General features: G+C 57.0%; 16 protein-coding genes and 1 other annotated feature (1 of these 17 only partly in view). Of the genes, 14 read left to right on the top strand and 2 right to left on the bottom strand.

The features are described 5' to 3' along the window. Positions 1-106, top strand: a binding site (T-box leader) (it extends 119 nt beyond the left edge of the window). Between the two features lie 55 nt (positions 107-161). From argS to JJB07_RS04820, 3 genes are all read left to right on the top strand, one after another. Next, entirely contained in the window at positions 162-1,880 is a 1,719-nt protein-coding gene (gene argS, locus JJB07_RS04810) for an arginine--tRNA ligase (RefSeq protein WP_201631601.1), read from the top strand. Positions 1,881-1,886: 6 nt separating this feature from the next. After that, positions 1,887-2,654: a TrmB family transcriptional regulator gene (locus tag JJB07_RS04815; protein ID WP_201631603.1), complete on the top strand. Its 768-nt coding sequence runs from the start codon at positions 1,887-1,889 to the stop codon at positions 2,652-2,654. Positions 2,655-2,769: 115 nt separating this feature from the next. Continuing rightward, positions 2,770-4,131: an ATP-binding protein gene (locus JJB07_RS04820; RefSeq protein WP_201631606.1), complete on the top strand. Its 1,362-nt coding sequence runs from the start codon at positions 2,770-2,772 to the stop codon at positions 4,129-4,131. Positions 4,132-4,456: 325 nt separating this feature from the next. Here JJB07_RS04820 and JJB07_RS04825 read toward each other — a convergent pair whose 3' ends face one another. After that, entirely contained in the window at positions 4,457-6,040 is a 1,584-nt protein-coding gene (locus JJB07_RS04825; protein ID WP_201631607.1) for a M2 family metallopeptidase, read from the bottom strand. An 85-nt stretch (positions 6,041-6,125) separates the two neighbouring features. Here JJB07_RS04825 and JJB07_RS04830 point away from each other — a divergent pair, with 85 nt between their 5' ends. From JJB07_RS04830 to JJB07_RS04860, 7 genes are all read left to right on the top strand, one after another. Next, the gene (locus tag JJB07_RS04830; protein WP_201631609.1) at positions 6,126-6,653 is read left to right on the top strand and encodes a hypothetical protein; all 528 of its coding nucleotides are present in this window, start codon (positions 6,126-6,128) and stop codon (positions 6,651-6,653) included. A gap of 46 nt (positions 6,654-6,699) precedes the next feature. Then, positions 6,700-7,473 carry an SDR family NAD(P)-dependent oxidoreductase gene (locus tag JJB07_RS04835; RefSeq protein WP_201631611.1) on the top strand — a complete coding sequence of 258 codons (774 nt, stop codon included), beginning with the start codon at positions 6,700-6,702 and terminating at the stop codon, positions 7,471-7,473. 124 nt (positions 7,474-7,597) lie between these two features. Next, positions 7,598-8,665 (top strand): HD-GYP domain-containing protein, encoded by a 1,068-nt coding sequence (locus JJB07_RS04840; protein ID WP_201631613.1) that lies wholly within the window; start codon positions 7,598-7,600, stop codon positions 8,663-8,665. Between the two features lie 203 nt (positions 8,666-8,868). Next, entirely contained in the window at positions 8,869-9,486 is a 618-nt protein-coding gene (locus JJB07_RS04845; protein WP_201631615.1) for a LysE/ArgO family amino acid transporter, read from the top strand. 41 nt (positions 9,487-9,527) lie between these two features. Then, a complete protein-coding gene (locus JJB07_RS04850) occupies positions 9,528-10,445 on the top strand; it encodes a nitroreductase family protein (RefSeq protein WP_201631617.1) in 918 nt (305 codons plus the stop codon). Continuing rightward, on the top strand, positions 10,442-11,263 hold the full coding sequence (locus JJB07_RS04855; RefSeq protein ID WP_201631619.1) for an enoyl-CoA hydratase-related protein: 822 nt from the start codon (positions 10,442-10,444) through the stop codon (positions 11,261-11,263). The genes JJB07_RS04850 and JJB07_RS04855 overlap by 4 nt, the downstream gene beginning before the upstream one ends. Positions 11,264-11,344: 81 nt before the next feature. Further along, complete coding sequence (locus tag JJB07_RS04860) at positions 11,345-12,229, top strand: 5'-3' exonuclease (protein WP_201631622.1); 885 nt, start codon at positions 11,345-11,347, stop codon at positions 12,227-12,229. A 72-nt stretch (positions 12,230-12,301) separates the two neighbouring features. On the opposite strand, the gene JJB07_RS04865 is transcribed toward JJB07_RS04860, so the two are convergent. Continuing rightward, complete coding sequence (locus tag JJB07_RS04865; protein ID WP_201631625.1) at positions 12,302-13,150, bottom strand: alkaline phosphatase family protein; 849 nt, start codon at positions 13,148-13,150, stop codon at positions 12,302-12,304. A 151-nt stretch (positions 13,151-13,301) separates the two neighbouring features. Here JJB07_RS04865 and JJB07_RS04870 point away from each other — a divergent pair, with 151 nt between their 5' ends. The 4 genes from JJB07_RS04870 (at position 13,302) to JJB07_RS23925 (ending at position 16,841) form a co-directional block, all read left to right on the top strand. Then, the gene (locus JJB07_RS04870; protein WP_201631628.1) at positions 13,302-13,787 is read left to right on the top strand and encodes a hypothetical protein; all 486 of its coding nucleotides are present in this window, start codon (positions 13,302-13,304) and stop codon (positions 13,785-13,787) included. Between the two features lie 78 nt (positions 13,788-13,865). Next, positions 13,866-14,579 carry a hypothetical protein gene (locus tag JJB07_RS04875; protein ID WP_201631629.1) on the top strand — a complete coding sequence of 238 codons (714 nt, stop codon included), beginning with the start codon at positions 13,866-13,868 and terminating at the stop codon, positions 14,577-14,579. Next, complete coding sequence (locus JJB07_RS04880; RefSeq protein WP_201631631.1) at positions 14,572-16,491, top strand: RecQ family ATP-dependent DNA helicase; 1,920 nt, start codon at positions 14,572-14,574, stop codon at positions 16,489-16,491. Before JJB07_RS04875 ends, JJB07_RS04880 begins: the two co-directional genes overlap by 8 nt. Further along, positions 16,488-16,841 carry a MazG-like family protein gene (locus JJB07_RS23925; RefSeq protein ID WP_201631633.1) on the top strand — a complete coding sequence of 118 codons (354 nt, stop codon included), beginning with the start codon at positions 16,488-16,490 and terminating at the stop codon, positions 16,839-16,841. The genes JJB07_RS04880 and JJB07_RS23925 overlap by 4 nt, the downstream gene beginning before the upstream one ends. The last annotated feature ends 14 nt before the right edge of the window (positions 16,842-16,855 follow it).

Here is a 16,855-nt window from a genome sequence, read left to right on the forward strand (position 1 = left end):
GCGGGGCCGGGTCTGCCCGTTACAGCGCAAAGCGGCTCCTTTTTTTCTAGGTAGAATCAGGAGCAACAAGAGTGGTACCGCGGGAGCAACAGCTCTCGTCTCTTATCTTTTTAAGAGACGGGAGCTTTTTTTATTTCATACAAAAAGGTGAGTGTTCACACATGTCCTACAAACATCAAATCGCGGGCGTCATCGCCCACGCGGCCAACATGGAGGAGTCTGAAGCCCTCCGCCTCCTGGAAACTCCGAAAGACCCCAAGATGGGCGACATCGCATTCCCGTGCTTCCAACTGGCGAAGACCCTGCGCAAAGCGCCGCCGATGATCGCCGCTGAACTCAAAGAAAACATCCAACCGGCTCTCCAAGAAGCGGGCGTTCCCGTCGGCAACATCGAAGTCGTCGGCGCCTACATCAACTTCTACCTCGACCAACAAGCGGTCACCTCCGACGTCATTTCGAACGTCCTAACCGCAGGCGACGCCTACGGCGCGACCAACATCGGCCACGGCGGAAACGTCACCATCGACCTCTCGTCGCCGAACATCGCCAAGCCGTTCTCCATGGGCCACCTGCGTTCCACCGTCATTGGCAACGCGCTGGCGAACATCCTCGAGAAACTCGGCTACAACCCGGTGCGCATCAACCACCTCGGCGACTGGGGCACCCAGTTCGGCAAACTGATCGTCGCGTACAAAAAGTGGGGCTCCGAAGACGCCGTCCGCCAAGCGCCGATCCCGGAACTGCTCCGCCTCTACGTGAAATTCCACGACGAAGCGGCCAATGACAAAACCCTCGAAGATCAAGGCCGCGAATGGTTCAAAAAGCTCGAAGACGGCGACGCGGAAGCCACCGCTCTCTGGCAATGGTTCCGTGACGAGTCGCTCAAGGAATTCAACAAAACCTACGAACTCATGGGCATCAAATTCGACTCCCTGCACGGCGAAGCGTTCTACAACGACAAAATGGACCGCGTCGTCAACCTGCTCGAAGAAAAAGGTCTGCTCGTCGAGGACGAAGGCGCTCTCGTCGTCAAACTGGACGAATACGACATGCCGCCCTGCCTGATCAAAAAATCGGACGGCGCGACCCTCTACGCAACCCGCGACCTCGCAGCCGCGCTCTACCGCCATGAAAACTTCGACTTCGCCAAAGCGCTCTACGTCGTCGGCGGCGAACAACGCCTGCACTTCAAGCAAGTCTTTAAAGTGCTGGAAAAAATGGGCTACGACTTTGCGCAGGAGATGCACCACATCCCGTTTGGCATGATGCTCAAAGACGGCAAAAAAATGTCCACCCGCAAAGGCAAAGTCGTCCTGCTCGACGAGGTCCTGCAACAAGCGATCGACGATGTCCGCAACGTGATCGCCGAGAAAAACCCGAACCTCGAAAACCAAGACGAAGTCGCCAAAGCGGTCGGGGTCGGCGCCGTGATCTTCCACGACCTGAAAAACTTCCGCCTCAACGACATCAACTTCTCGCTCGAAGACATGCTGACGTTCGAAGGCGAAACCGGCCCGTACGTTCAATACACCCACGCACGCGCCTGCTCCATCCTGCGCAAAGCGGGCTACGAACTCACCGCTGAAAAAGTCGAGCTGCCGTCCGGCGCGCTTGAAGGTGCAGAATCGTGGGCGGTCGTCACGATGCTCCTGAACTTCCCGAACGTCGTCCAACGTGCGGGCGCCGACTTCGACCCGTCGGTGATCGGCAAGTACGTCATCGACCTCGCGCAGGCGTTCAACAAATTCTACGCGCACGTCCGCGTCATCGACGAAGACCAAGCAGTCACCACCGCGCGTCTGCACCTCGTCGCGGCGACCGTTCAAGTTCTGCGCACGTCGCTCCACCTGCTCGGCCTCCAAGCCCCGCAGGCGATGTAAGCGAGTATGCTCACCCGGTTCGGCTTCACCGATTACGAGAACAAAGTCTACGAGACTCTGCACCACGTCGGCAAACCGATGACCGGCTACGCGCTGGCGAAGGACTCCGGCGTACCGCGCGGCAAGATCTACGAAGTCCTGCACCGCCTCGTGGACAAAGGGATCATCCTCGAATCGATGACCGGCAACAAAAGCGAGTACCAAGCGGTAGACATCGAGATCGTCATCAAAGCCCTCACCCAGAATTTCTACCAAAACGTCGAGAAGTTGCGAGACGCCTACCGCGAAGATCGTCCCGAAATCGACGACCGCGTCTGGATGCTGAAGCAAGACTCCTCGATGCTGCTCACGATGGAGGAATGGATCAAAAAAGCCACCTCCTCCATCCGGCTCTCGCTCTGGGCGGACGAATTCGAAACCATGCGCCCACTGCTTGAACAAAAACAAGCCGACGGCATCCAAGTCGAAGCGCTGTCGCTCGGCTCCGTTTCTTCCGCACTCCAACACTTGACGACATTCCCCGTTCCGCAATGGGAACATCATTCCTTGGAGCGTTGGCGGTTGTTGATCGTGGACGAAGCGCGGATTCTGCTCGCGATCTTCCACGGGGGCGAGATGAAGGGCGTGATGACGTCGTCGCCGCAGTTCGTGCAGTTTTTCCTCGACTTTTTCTACCATGACGTGGTGTTGACGGAGATCACCAACCGCTATTACGACGACGTGTTGGTGGAGGACGAACACATTCGCAAGTTGTTGATCAAATTGCGTTATTAAATGAAAACAACCGATTTCTCAAAAGTTGTCTACAGAATTTAGACTTTCGCAGGAAATAGGTCTGATCACAGCGAATCTGTATCCTAAGTTGGAATCCCGACGTAGGAGGGATTGTATGGCGATCCTCACCTTTGGCTTCTATTGGTTGAACACGGCGGTTTGGTGGGGTGTCATGTGGTTGTTCATGCAAAAACGCAAGCACTCCACGTCCAGCAGCATCCGAGCCATCGAGGGAGTTTTCTCCGGCGTGGCTTTGGCACTGGCACTCGCGTACCTCATGCTGGCCTTGCATCGGTCGGCGTTGCTGGGCGTGATCCCGTCGGCATTGGCTCACATCTCCGACATTCCCGTCGTTCCGTTTGTGATCCATTTGCTGTTACTCGCTGCGGGTGGAGCGGCGTTGCTCGTGTTGAACTACCGCTTTGACCACCTCGACCGTGAGGTAGCGACGGTTAGCTTGCATTCTCGATACCGCTATATGATTATGGCCGACAAACGAGCGATCTTGGTGTTCAGCACCGATGGCAGCTTGCAAGAAATCAACCCGCGGGGTTGTGAATGGATGCGCGATTCGGAACACCAATTGATCGGCCGGCCGGTGCTTCAGGTCTTGGAGCGCTTGGAACCGGAAGACGCCCACGAAATGTTCGAGCAGATCATCAAGGGGCAGGTTGTGGAATTGAAGCGCGACGACCGCATCTTGGGCGATTTCGAGTGGACGGAACTCTTGGATGAGGACGGACATCCGGCGGGGCAGATGCTCTGCTTCTCCGATGTCACCGAGAACAAGAAATTCCAACGCGAGATCATCCAATCGGAGAAACTCGCCGTCGTCGGGCAATTGGCGGCTGCGACCGCGCATGAGATTCGCAACCCGCTGACCTCGATCAAAGGCTTTCTCCAATTGTTTGAGCACAAGTTCAAAGGAGATCAGGGCGACACCGAGATTCGCGAGTATACGCGGATCATGGTTGAGGAAGTCGACCGCATGGAGAAGATCATCCGCGATTTTCTGCTCATGACGAAGCCCTCCGATGTCACCCGCGAACGGGCGGACGTCAACGGGGTGATCGAGCGCTTGTTGGTCTTGGTGCAGAACCAAGCGACGCTGCGCAACATCAACGTCGTGACCGACCTCGGGGAATTGACGCCGGTCCTCATGCACAAAGAAGCGATTCAGCAAGTCTTGCTCAACCTCATGCAGAACGCATTCGAGGCGATGAACATCGGCGGGACGCTGACGATCCATACCGAAGAGGATGAGAAGTACGTGTCGAGCACGATCCAAGACACGGGAGTCGGCATGACGGAGGAGGAGGTTGCCAACCTCGGCAGCCCGTTCTACTCCACCAAGACCGAAGGCACAGGCCTTGGTCTTACCGTCTCTTCGAAGATCATCCACGAACACGGTGGCATCCTCGACATCCGCAGTGAGAAGGGCGTCGGCACCACGATCACCGTCAAACTGCCCAAGTAACCTCGAAGCAAAAAGAGACCCGGTCACAAGATTGTGACCGGGTCTTTTTTTTGAGGTAAGGGGTTCGATTATTCGCTTTTGTCCAGCGGTGTGACATAGAAATTGTGGTTTCCGGTTTCCCAGTCATACTCTCTTCCAAACAAAACGACATACCCACAGGATATACAGTCGAACGCATAACGAACTTGTTCCTCCCAATTCGGGTACGGTCTCATCTCAGAATCCCTCACTTGCATCCGAACCACGGAATAGATCCACTCATCGCCTTGACAGACAGGGCAATGAAACGGTTTGCCCAATACTTGCAGACGCACTTCCATGGTCATCAAACAAACTGCTTCACGAAAAACTCCGGGGTCAGCTCTTGACCGGTGGCATTTCGGATCATTTCGTTCCACGAGTAGCGGGCTCCCGGCAGGAAGACTTTCTCCGTGAGCCATTGCCCGACACGGGGCTCCTCGGTCACGGAAGTCAAGTTCAGGTCGCGCTCCATCGCCGCGAGGAATTGCGACGCGCAGAGTTCGCCGAGGATGTAATTCTGGTAATAGACCGGAGCGGTGCCGAGGTGAATCTTCGCCGCCCAATCGGGTGCGGTGCGGCCTTCCGGACGTTTGACCATCTGGAACTTCTCCACATAGTCCCACCACAGCGTGTTCAAGTCGCGATCCGGATTCTCGTACATGTCGCGCTCGAAGTACGTCATCACCAAGCCCCAACGCACGAAGATCAACATCGAACGCGTCAACTGGCGAGCGACTTCCGATGAGACGGCTTGCGCTTCCTCGGGAGGGACGCCGGCGATCTTCGTCAGCCAATCGGCGTCTTTGGTCAAACGACCGAACAGCATCGCAATCGCTTCCGTCGTCAACGTATGCGCCGGACCGCGCAACAACCACGGCAGGTTGGCGTCGAACTCCTGGTCATACACGGCATGTCCGAGTTCATGCAGCATCGTCGCCATCCAGTATTCGTTGGCGCGGACGTTGCAGAGAATTCGCACGTCGCCCTCACGGTCGATGTCGGTGCAATACGCATGCTGGTTCTTGCCTTCCCGCTCGTACAGGTCGGAGCGGTTGAGGATGTCTTGAATCTCCAGCCCGACCCCGTCGAAGTATACTTTGGAGAGCGCGACCACGTCTTGGTCGGCGAAATACTTGTTGAGATCGACGCCCTCCGACGCGGGAGCTTCTTGGAAGAACGGGTCCGCATAATGCCACGGGCGCATCTCCGAAACGTCGATGCCGCAGCGCGCCGCCAACTCGCCGTCCAACTCCGCTTTCATCGCGGCAAAAGGCGCGCGGGTAGCAACTTCCAACTGTCCGAGCACATCAAACAGCTCCGTACGGTCGATTTCCTGAAACGCCAAGCTCATCTCGTAGTAGTTCGAGTACCCGAGTTTCGCGGCGATCCCGTTGCGGAACTTTACCAACTCGATGACGTTGTGCGCCACTTCCACCCCGATCTGCTTGCTCGCTTCCCACGCCGCACGGCGCTTCTCAGAGGAAGTTTCGCTCCCGAGGATGTCATAAATTTCATTGTCCGAGACTTTCTCGCCGTCGATCAGCGCACGATACGAGGTGAAACGTCCCTCGATCTCCGTCTCGCGGCGCACCAATTCTTCGATGTCCTCCGCGTCAATCTGTTGCTCTGCATAACTGTAGTAGAGGATTTCCAACTGACGAGCCAACAGCGGATCGGTGATTTGACCCGATTCACGCAATTCGCGCAATTGAGCATAGGCGTCGCGGTCGGCGAACAACTTCAGCAAATCGGCTTTCAACGCGGCGTACCGCTCTTCGTCCGCCGGGTCGCCCGTCGTGGTGGCTTTCCAATACGCGTCGTTCGAGAGCTTATGTAAGTCTACGATTCGTGGAATCATACGGTCGAGAAATTCTTGCAAACGTGTCATCAAATGGTGGTCCCCCCGTCGCATGAGATTGGAAAAACGTGCTATGCTGATTGTAACACGCACTGGCTGTGAGGAGGAACTACGGTTGTTTGATCCCACTATCTATGACAATCTCAAAGTCGTCTTCGAAGGCGCACTCTATGATCTCGACCATGACAAACGCCTGCTGGTCAGCGGGCGAGAGGACCTCGTGGACCTCGCCACGATGTCGCGAACGTTTCGCATGAACGTCCGCAAGCCGGACAGCGAAATCCACGCGACCGTTGAGTTGAAAAGCGGGCTGCTCGACTTCGCGAGCGAACTCCGCCGCATCCGCACGGCCGACCAATTGCCCGGCTGCGAGTTGGAGTTCCAGTTCCGACTGCCCGCCGAAAAAGCGGCCCAAGCCGCCGAGTACGAACGCCACCTCGCCGACGTCTGGGGCGAAGTCGCGACCTCCCAGCACGAACTTTCCACCGTGCTGATGACCAACACCGGCGTCGAAGTCACGCTCGGGCACTATCGCATCACGCTGCAATTTCGCGGCAAGATCGACGAAGACAACATCAACGACGTCGAATCGCTCCTGCAACACTTGGTGGCAACGATGGAGTTTTTCGACGAGTCCGAGTAAACTACACCTATAGACGAAACGCACAGCGAAACAAGGAGAGATACATATGGCATTGAAAGTACAAGGACAAGTCGCGATCATCACCGGAGCGTCGTCGGGCATCGGCCGGGCGAGCGCGTTGCAACTGGCGGAAGCGGGATTCCAAGTGGCGCTGGGCGCACGCAATCTGGACAAGTTGGCGGGAGTCGCCGCCGAAATCAAGGAAGCCACGGGACATGAGCCGTTCCTTATGCAAATCGACGTCCGTCACCACGACCAAGTGAAAGACTTCGTCGCCGCCGTCAAACACCACTTCGGCCGCATCGACTTGCTGCTCAACAACGCAGGTCTCGCCAAAGGCACGACGCCGCTCGTCGAAGAAACGGACGTCTCGAACTGGGACGCGATGCTCGACACGAACGTGCGCGGGCTGTTGCTCATGACCCGAGAGGCGGTTCCGCATATGATCGAGGGAGGCAACGGGCACGTCATCAACCTCGGTTCGATCGCAGGTCGTGAAGCGTACGCGGGCGGCGGCGTCTACTGCGCGTCGAAATTTGCAGTTCGTGCGATCACCGAAGCTCTGCGCCACGAACTCTTGGGCAAGCCGGTTCGCATCACCACCGTCGATCCGGGCATGGTCGAGACGGACTTCTCCGTGGTACGCCTCGGCGATCAGGAAAAAGCGGACGCCGTCTACGCCGGCATGACTCCGCTTACCGCCGAAGACATTGCCGACTGCGTCACGTGGGCGGCGACTCGTCCGAAGCATGTCAACATCGACGCGATCATCGTCAAACCGCTCGACCAATCGGGAGCGGGCAAAGTCGCGCGTCGCTGACGAGCCTTTTTTACAAAAAAAGCGAATCCCCAGCCAAAGTTGAGCAGTTTCTAATGCGCCGGTTATATGGTAAATTAGAAATAGGAAAATTGTCACGAATTGTTGGAAAAAGGGGATTTCGCCCATGCGCCATGTATCGGTAGACACGGTGCAGCCCGGAAACGTGCTGGCCCGGTCGATTTACACAAATGACGGGAGACCTCTGCTCAACGCGGGGGTTCAATTAACGGTTGGGATGTTGAGCACGCTGCGTCGTCTGGGCGTCTCGATGTTGTTTATCCAAGATGCGCGGTTTGCCGATGTCGTGGTGGAGGAAGTCGTTTCGGAAACCACGCGACGGGAAGCGTTGAGCAATTTTGCCACGGCGGTGCAACATGTGCAGGGTGGCAGTGAATTCAACACCAAGCAGGTCTCGCAAGCGACCGGCTCGATTATTGACGAGATCATGAAGAACAAAAAAGTCCTCGTGTCGCTCTCCGACATCCGAACCAAAGACAACCGGGCGTTCATTCACGCGATCAACGTGACGATTCTGTCGCTGGTCATCGGGTCGAACATGGGTCTCAATCGCGGGCAGTTGAGCGATTTGGCGGTCGGCGCGATGTTCCACGATATTGGCAAGATCGAATTGCCGGAGAAGATGATGAAGGAAGAGAGCAACGATCTTCCATCCGGGCTCTCCAACGACCAAAACCACACGTGGCGCGGGTACAAGCGTCTGCGCAAGAAAAACGAGATCTCCATCATCGCGGCGCATTGCTGCTTGCAACATCATGAGCATATTGACGGAAGCGGGTATCCGCGCGGGTTGACCGGGGATGAGATTCACCCGTACGCCAAGATCGTGGCGGTGGCGAATGCGTTTGACAACTTGATTGCGGGCAACGAGGACACGAAGCCGATGTTGCCGCATGAAGCGACAGAGTTGATGATGAGTTTGGCGGGCAAGCAGTTTGACCATGAAGTGGTCGTGCAGTTCTTGCGTTCGGTGGCGGTGTATCCGACGGGCGTCTCGATCAAGCTCGACAACGGCCAAGTCGGCATGGTCGTCGCCCAACACAAAGGTCTGCCGTCCCGCCCGATCGTCCGCGTCTTCAAAAAAGAAGAAGGCGAATGGGAGTCCCACGATGTCAAAGAAGTCGACCTCGCCAAAGAAACGACCCTGTTCATCCAGAAAGTTATGATGGAATAGGACCCCCCCGTCCATTCAAAAGGGCAAGAGGGAATAGGCAATCCCCGTCCATCCAAATGGGCCATAGGGAATAGCCAACCCCCGTCCATCCAAATGGGCATGGAGGGAATAGGGACCTCCGTCCATCGATAGGGTCATGATGAATAGGTACCCCCCGTCCACTTGTGGTCGGGGGTTTTTGAATCTAGTTTTTTGAAAGGGTGTTGGTCTTGGCTTTTTTGCATGGGTTTTTGTTGGCGTTTGGGTTGATATTGCCTTTGGGCGTGCAGAATGTGTTTGTTTTTAATCAGGGAGCGCGGCAAGGGTCTTTCTTGCGGGCGCTGCCTGTCGTGGTAACGGCGACGATTTGTGATTGGTTGTTGATTTTGCTCTCGGTGCTCGGCGTCTCGCTCCTCGTCATCGAAGTGGCCTGGGTGCGCTGGCTGTTGATCGTCGTCGGCGTGCTGTTCCTGCTCTACATGGGCTGGTTGACGTGGAAAAGCGCCGCTTCCTCCGGCGACTCCCCTCAGGACAACGACAACGGCGAAACCTTCTCCGCCAAACGGCAAATTCTCTTCGCCGCCTCCGTCTCTCTCCTCAACCCCCACGCCATTCTCGACACCGTCGGCGTCATCGGAACCTCCTCGCTTTCCTATGCGGGCGGGGACAAAATTTGGTTCACCGCCGCCTCCATGCTTGTCTCGCTGCTCTGGTTTCTCTCCCTCGCCTTCGCCGGCCGTCTCATCGGCAAACTCAACCGAGGTGTTCTCCCTCTGATCAACCGAATTTCAGCTGTGATCATGTGGGGAAGTGCGGTGTACATGGTTCTCACCTTGTTGTAGACTAGAGACGTATACCCTTTGAAGGAAAGGAGTCACGTCTCGTGTCTGACCCAACGCGCACGCTAACTCGTGAACAAGCGATCCCGCTGTTCGAAGGAGTCGAACTCCGTCACAGCAGCCGTTCCTATACAGGCGAACCTCTCTCCACAGAGATTCGCACGAAACTTCTGAACTTCCTCGACTCCGGCTGGGAACCCTATCCGGAGTCGCACACCCGCGCTGTCTTCATCGAAGGCACCGACAAGACCTCGCGCATTTTCAAAGGCTTCCTCGGCTCCTACGGCAAAGTCACCAACGCCCCGGCCCTGATCGCGATCATCGCCGACGTAGACCGACCGCACTTCTACGAAGCAGCTGGCTACATGGGCGAGCAGTGCGTGCTCTACGCCACCGCTCTCGGCCTGGAATCCTGCTGGGTCGGAGGTTTCTTCCGCCCCGAAGAAGCAGGCAAGATCGCAGGTCTTGGCAAAAGCGAACGAGTTCTCTGCGTCGTCGCCATCGGAACCGCCAAGCAGGGCGGCATGACGTCGCTCTACGAAGGACTCTTCAAATTCGGCAGCACCAACCGCGGCAAACGCAAGGACGTCTCCGAGATTCACTACCTCGAAGACATCACCCCGCCGCACTGGTTCTTGCGCGCCATCGAAGCGGTGCAGATCGCGCCGTCGTCGTTCAACAAACAACCTTGGCACATCATGTACCATCGAGACGGCCGCATCTCGCTCTCCGCCACAGAAGACTACAAGGAAAAAGCGCCGCTCTACGCAGGCGCCCCCAACTCCTCCCGACTCTGCTGCGGCATCGCGATGGCCCATTTCAAAGTGACGACCCGCGCCCTCGGCATCGAAGGCCACTGGATTCCCGAAGTCGAACCAAGCAACCCCATCGCGTCGTTCTTCGTCCCTTCGGAGATCAAGGACAACCTCGACGCCTTGAACGATTTGGAGGTCACCTCATGAGCGACTTGCTGTTTGAAGTCAAGGACCATATCGCCACGATCACACTCAACCGCCCCGAGGCGCTGAACGCTTTCTCCGTGCCGATGATCCAAGCATGGGTCTCTGCCTTGGAAGAGTGCCGCGACAACGACGACATCCGCGTCGTCGTCGTCACCGGAGCGGGACGAGCGTTCTGCTCCGGCGGCGACGTGCGGGCGATGCGCGAAGGCAAAGGCTTTCTCGCCCAAGGCGACGACGAGATCGACACCTACACCACCGGCCTCGCCCGCAAGAACTCGCTGTGGAAACTCATCCAACGGGTGCCGCTGACTTTGGAGCAAGTCGACAAGCCGGTCATCGCTGCGCTCAACGGAGATGCAGTCGGTGCCGGTCTCGACATGGCGTTGATGTGCGACCTGCGGGTCGCGAGTGACACGGCCCGTTTTTCCGAAGGGTACGTGAAGCTTGGCATCGTACCGGGCGACGGAGGCGCGTACTTTCTCCCGAAGCTCGTCGGGATGGCGAAAGCGTTGGAATTGTTGCTGACAGGCGACAGGATCGACGCCCGAGAAGCGGAGCGAATCGGCCTCGTCAACTCCGTGGTTCCGGCAGAGCAAGTCTTGGACGAAGCCTACAAACTCGCCTCCAAGATCGCCGCCCAACCGCCGGTTGCCGTGCGACTGATCAAACGCGCCGCCTACCAGAGCCAACGCACCGATTTGCGTACGGCGCTCGACCTCGTCTCGTCGCACATGGCCATCGTCACGGAGACCGAAGACCATCTGGAAGCCGTGCGTGCCTTGCTGGAGAAACGCCAGGGCGAATATCGAGGGAAATAAAAGGAACCCCCTTGGCAGACAAGGGGGTTTTTCGGTGTGCTATAATGGTAGCTAGAGTGACTAGAACGGAGGAACAACACCTTGTTGAATAAAAGCAACTTTCTCGTCGTCGACGGCTCGTCTCTCCTCGTGCGTGCGTACTTTGCCAGCGCGTACGGCGGTCGCATCATGCAGTCGTCGCGCGGTGTCTATACGAACGGTGTCTTTGGGTTTATGAACATGCTGTTGAAAGCAGTCGAGCAGATGCAGCCGACCCATCTGTTTGTGGCGTGGGATGTGTCCCGCGATACGTTCCGTCGTGAACTGTACCCGCAGTACAAAGGCACGCGCGGCGAATTGCCGGACATGCTCCACCCGCAGTTTGACACGATGAAGGAAGTCCTCGACGCACTCGGCGTCCCGCAGCACTTGGACGAGCGCTACGAAGCGGACGACATCATCGGCACCCTGTCGCACATGGCGGCAGACGAAGGGCACGACGTATTGGTGTTGACGGGGGACCGCGATGCTTTGCAATTGGTGCGTGACAAAGTAACGGTCGCGATCATGAAGAAAGGCATCACCGAAATGAACTACTACACCCCGGCTTCGCTGTACGAAGAGTGGGGCCTGACCCCGTCGCAAATCATCGACCTCAAAGGTCTGATGGGCGACACCTCCGACAACATCCCGGGCGTGCCGGGCATCGGGGAGAAAACGGCGAAGAAACTGCTGGACGAGTACGGCACGGTCGAGAACCTCATCGAGAACCGCCATCTGCTCAAAGGCAAGATGAAGGACAAAATCGAGGAGCACCAAGAGATCGCCCGCCTGAGCAAGTTGCTCGCGACGATCGTCCTCGACGTCCCGCTCGTCCACACCGTGAACGACTGCCGCCTCTCCATCAAGATGGAATCCGCCAAGGAGAAGCTCGCCGAGTTGGATCTTAACCGCGTCTGGACCCAACTGACGAAAGTAGTCGGCTAGAAAAAAGGAGACCTGTCCTCTGAGGAGGCAGGTCTCTTTTTTATAGAAACGATGGCGACGGCAAGACTAGGATTAGTTCCAGACGTCGGTGATCGGCGTTGCGGTGGTCGATTTAGACACCGTCGGGAGGGCGTACATGTCTTCCAGCGTTCTCAGGACGTTGAAATGGTTGATGTTCTCGCTGTAGCTGCCCGCTTTGACCATCGGGCCGACGAAGAGGGTCGGAATTTGGTTCGAAGTGCCGAAGTCGTCCTCGTCCCATTGGACGATCAGCAGGGAGTTGTGCGTTTTCGCCCATTGTACATAGGAGTCGAGGTTGGTTTTCAACCACGTATCCGCTTGGTTGATCGTGCCGTCATGCATGTCGTGGTCTTGGTTCGGGATGACGAACGAGATCGTCGGCAGTTTGGTGAAGTCGGTTGGGAACGAGGTGAACGGCATGTTGATCGAAGTCGGCAAGTTCGAGAAGTTCACCCACGGAGCGTGTTTGCGGTAGTATTTCAAGTTCGAGCAGCCCGTAAATCCGGTGTACGGCAGGTCTTCGGAGTAACCGCCAAACGTAAGTCCGGCCCCAATCAGTTGTGATGCAAGGCTTGGCGTCGTGAACGTGTGCGGGCAGGTATCAGAGGTGACGCTGTGGTTCGTGCCGGAGAACAGGTCGAAGTAGTTCGGTTGAGACGGATGCTCAACGCCGTGCGAGTCCGAGAACGAAGCCCCAAGTGTTTTCAGCGAGTTGATGTACGGCGCTTCGGTGGTGTTCCCGATCACTTCGCTGTAGGAATGGTTCTCCTCCATAACGACGATGACATGATCCGGGCGCGGCACGGTGCCTGCTGCAGTCGCGGTCTGCGGCTGATTGACGGTGGCTCCGACTGCGGTGACAGCAGTCAGGGCTGCGATGAGGGCAAATGCTTTTTTCATTTGGGTGTTGCCTCCCTATTTTTATTTGCAAGTTCGAAATAAACATGGTGCACATAGAATTTATCAAACTTTTATCTTGTTGTCATCCTGATTTTCATTACAAGATTGTAAAAAATACAAATAGGAAAGACTATCCATGAGGTGAGAACCTGTGAGAGTAATCGTACTTCATGGAGACGCCCGACGGAATTTTGGGATCGCCGCTTTGCTCGTGCTTGTCGGGGTGGGCGGACTGATCTTCTCGGCGGTACAGGACTTTTTTTACTTGGCGATTGTCATGGTGACGGCGATTATGGTGGGGAGTTTCATCTGTTTTCGGATCATGTGGGTGGAGAGACCTGATGGGCGAAAGGGAAGGGTTTTTTATTTGGTCTCCTTGGTTGCAGGGTTTTTCCTCGTGTTGTTTCTGCTCGATGTACCTGCCTACCGGAACCATGACTATGAGGTGGCATCGGGCATCCCGTCCAAGGTGGAGCATGGGAAGAGATCGAATGTGTACGTGACGGTTGAAGGTCACCAGTTTACGTATGATGAACGCGAACTTCCGATAAACCCCTACGACTATCGCTTTGAAATTCACTACCTGCCTTGGACCAGATGGCGTGTAGACTCCTCGATCACCATCGCCACACGCTGAAAAAAAGCCCCTGTTTCGCAGAGGGGCTTTTCTCTTTTGCTCAACTGAGGTATCTTCAAGTCATGAGGTGATGAACGGATGGATGTGTTTGCGCGTTCGGTGCAAGGTGTGGTGCAGTTTTTACAGGAAGCGGTGGAGCGGGAATGGCGCTCTCCGGAGGAGCGGCGGTTTCACAGCGAACTGCAAGGCCCGTGGTTTGACGAGGTCGCGCGGTGGTTGGAGCAATTCGCAGGGCATGAGCTGTGGCAGACGGCGGGTGAGCGCATGGACGAAGTGCGTGCTTTTTCGCGAGGGGTGCGGGATGAGCTTGGGTATGTGCTCAGTCGGATCGAGCCGCAGCTTGCGATGAGTGTTCTCTGCGGGTTGCCGGCTTCGCAGGGACTTGGGTATACGCACGAGCGCTTGGCTTTGAGTCTTGGCGTGGAGAACGGGCAGGTGCTCTCGTGGGAGCAGGAGGGCTATGCGCGGATGCGGACCCTTTTAAATGAACGAACTCCCTTGCTGGCGTATGTATTGGCTCTGTCGGTGGAGTTGGAGGCACAAAACCCTGTTAAGGAGAGCGAGCCCGAGGATGTGGAAGCGCTGGTGGGGCAGGCCGGTTTCGATCCGGACTTCGATTTGCGCCGCTATGTGTCGCCCGCTATGGAGTTGGAGCTGCGTCAATGGTTTCACAAATGGGGCGTGGAGTCGCCGTTCCCCGACGACGAAGGCCGCGAGTTGGCGGTGGCGTTGGTACAAGCACGCTTGAAATGGGAGATGTCAGCCGGAGAGGAGGAGAGCGAAGATGCTTGATCTGCGGGAGCCGCTGAAGCGGTATTTTGGATTTGAGAGTTTTCGCGGGGGGCAGGAGCAGATCATCCAATCGTTGCTTGAGGGCGAGCATGTGCTGGGGATCATGACGACCGGAGCGGGGAAGTCGCTCTGTTACCAGTTGCCCGCGTTGCTGATGCCCGGTGTGACGCTCGTGATCTCGCCGTTGGTGGCGCTGATGCACGACCAAGTTGAAGCGCTGTCCCGTCGCGGAATCGACGAAGCGACGTATCTGAATTCCCTCCTCTCCCCGCAGGAGTTGAAAAACCGCCTGGCAGGCATCCGCCACGGCGCTTTCAAACTGGTCTACATCGCGCCGGAGCGGTTGCGGAGTCAGGAGTTTTTGCAACTTTTGCAGGACATTCCCGTCTCGATGCTCGTGGTGGACGAAGCGCACTGCATCTCCGAGTGGGGGCATGACTTCCGCACGGACTACTTGCAAATCGGGTCGGTGCGGGAGAAGCTCGGGCATGTTCCCGTGCTCGCGTTGACGGCGACGGCGACGCCGGAAGTGCAGGAGGACATCCTCATTCAACTGCGCATCGTCAACTGTCGCAAGTTCGTCACGGGGTTTGACCGTCCGAACTTGGCGTTGGTGTTTCGCCGCGAAGAGACCAAGGAAGCGAAGTACCGGGCCGCTTTTTCCTTCCTGCAAAAGCAAGAGGGCGTGGGGATCGTCTATGCTCCGTCGCGCAACGAGTGTGAGGAAGTGGCGCGGTATTTGCGTATGGCGATGCCAAACGAAACCATCGCTTTTTATCATGCGGGGTTGCGGCCGGAGGAGCGGCGGATGGTGCAAGACGAGTTCATGGCGGGCCGTGTGCGGATCGTCGTGGCGACCAATGCGTTTGGCATGGGAATTGACAAGCCGGACATTCGCTACGTCGTGCATCTGCATGTACCGGCGAGTGTCGAGGGCTATTACCAAGAGGCGGGTCGTGCCGGGCGGGATGGATTGCCGTCTGTGTGCATGACGATCTACAACGAGCAGGATCGGGCGATTCACCATTATTTTTTGAAGCGAGAGTTTCCGACGGAGCAGGAGTATGACACGGCGTTCGAGTTGATGAGGCTGCACAGTTCGGAGGGCGGCGTGTTTCGCGGGTCGTGGCGCGAGATGACGCGCTGGCCGGGGCTGGACGACGACCGTCTGTCCCTGCTCGTGCATCAGTGGGAGAACATCGGCGCGATGGAGGTCTTGGACTTTACGGGCGACGGTGTGATCTTCCGGCTGGACATCGAGCGGATGAGATCGCGAAAAAGCGACGTGTTGACGGCGATTGAACGGTTGAAGTTGCGCAGGTTCGGCAAATTGAACCGCGTGATGGAGTTGTTGCACTCGCCGCTCTGCCGACGAGAAGGGGTGCTTGGGTACTTCGGACAAGCGCTGACAGAGCGTCCTCGGGTGTGCTGTGACATCTGCAACCCGGAGATGGCGAAGAACCCGAGTCTCGTGGAAGTGACGCTTGGAGCTTTGAATTGGGGGCGGGTTCTGGGAGACTTGTTCCCGGAGGAGAAACTCGACCCGCGCATCGGCGAACCGCTTCGTCTGGCGATGACGGCGGGGGAGGAAGCGTACCGCGTCGGGCAGCAGGGCAAAGCGGACGAGTTGCCGCGCCTGTACGAGATGCTGAATTCGCCGTCTGTGACGACGCGTCGGATGGCGTGTTCGGCGATTGGCAAGATCGGGCGAGCGGAGTCTGTTCCGTACTTGCTCCCGAGATTGGAAGACAGCAACCCGCAAGTGCGACAGTACGCGTTAAAAGCGCTCGCCAAGATGGACGACCGCCGTTGGGTCGGGCCGGTTTGGGACTTGCTGCGGCGAGAGGACAAGGAGTACAACATCCGACAAGCCAAGATCATGTTGGAGCAGATGGGAGAGCGAGTGCAGTGAGTGACGTGCGTGGAGATGCAGTAGTGACAGTCGCGGAGTTGAAGCAACAGGTGAAGGAGTTCACAGAATCCCGCAATTGGGGCGGCGGACATCGGTCGAAGAACTTGGCGATGAGCATCGCGATTGAAGCGGCGGAGTTGATGGAGCATTTCCAGTGGTTGGAGAACGACGACTACGCAGCGGAGAAGTTGACGGAGGAGAAGCGGGAGCAAGTGCGTCTGGAAGTGGCGGACATCGCGATCTACCTGCTCAGCTTCTGCAACCAACAAGGTATTGATCTGGCGAAGGCCGTTCATGATAAGTACCAAATCAATGAAAAAAGGTTCCCTGTCGAGGAATGGGTCAAGTGACAGGGCAGAGGGAG

Origin of the sequence: Tumebacillus amylolyticus (genome assembly GCF_016722965.1) — a bacterium.
Taxonomy (GTDB): domain Bacteria; phylum Bacillota; class Bacilli; order Tumebacillales; family Tumebacillaceae; genus Tumebacillus; species Tumebacillus amylolyticus.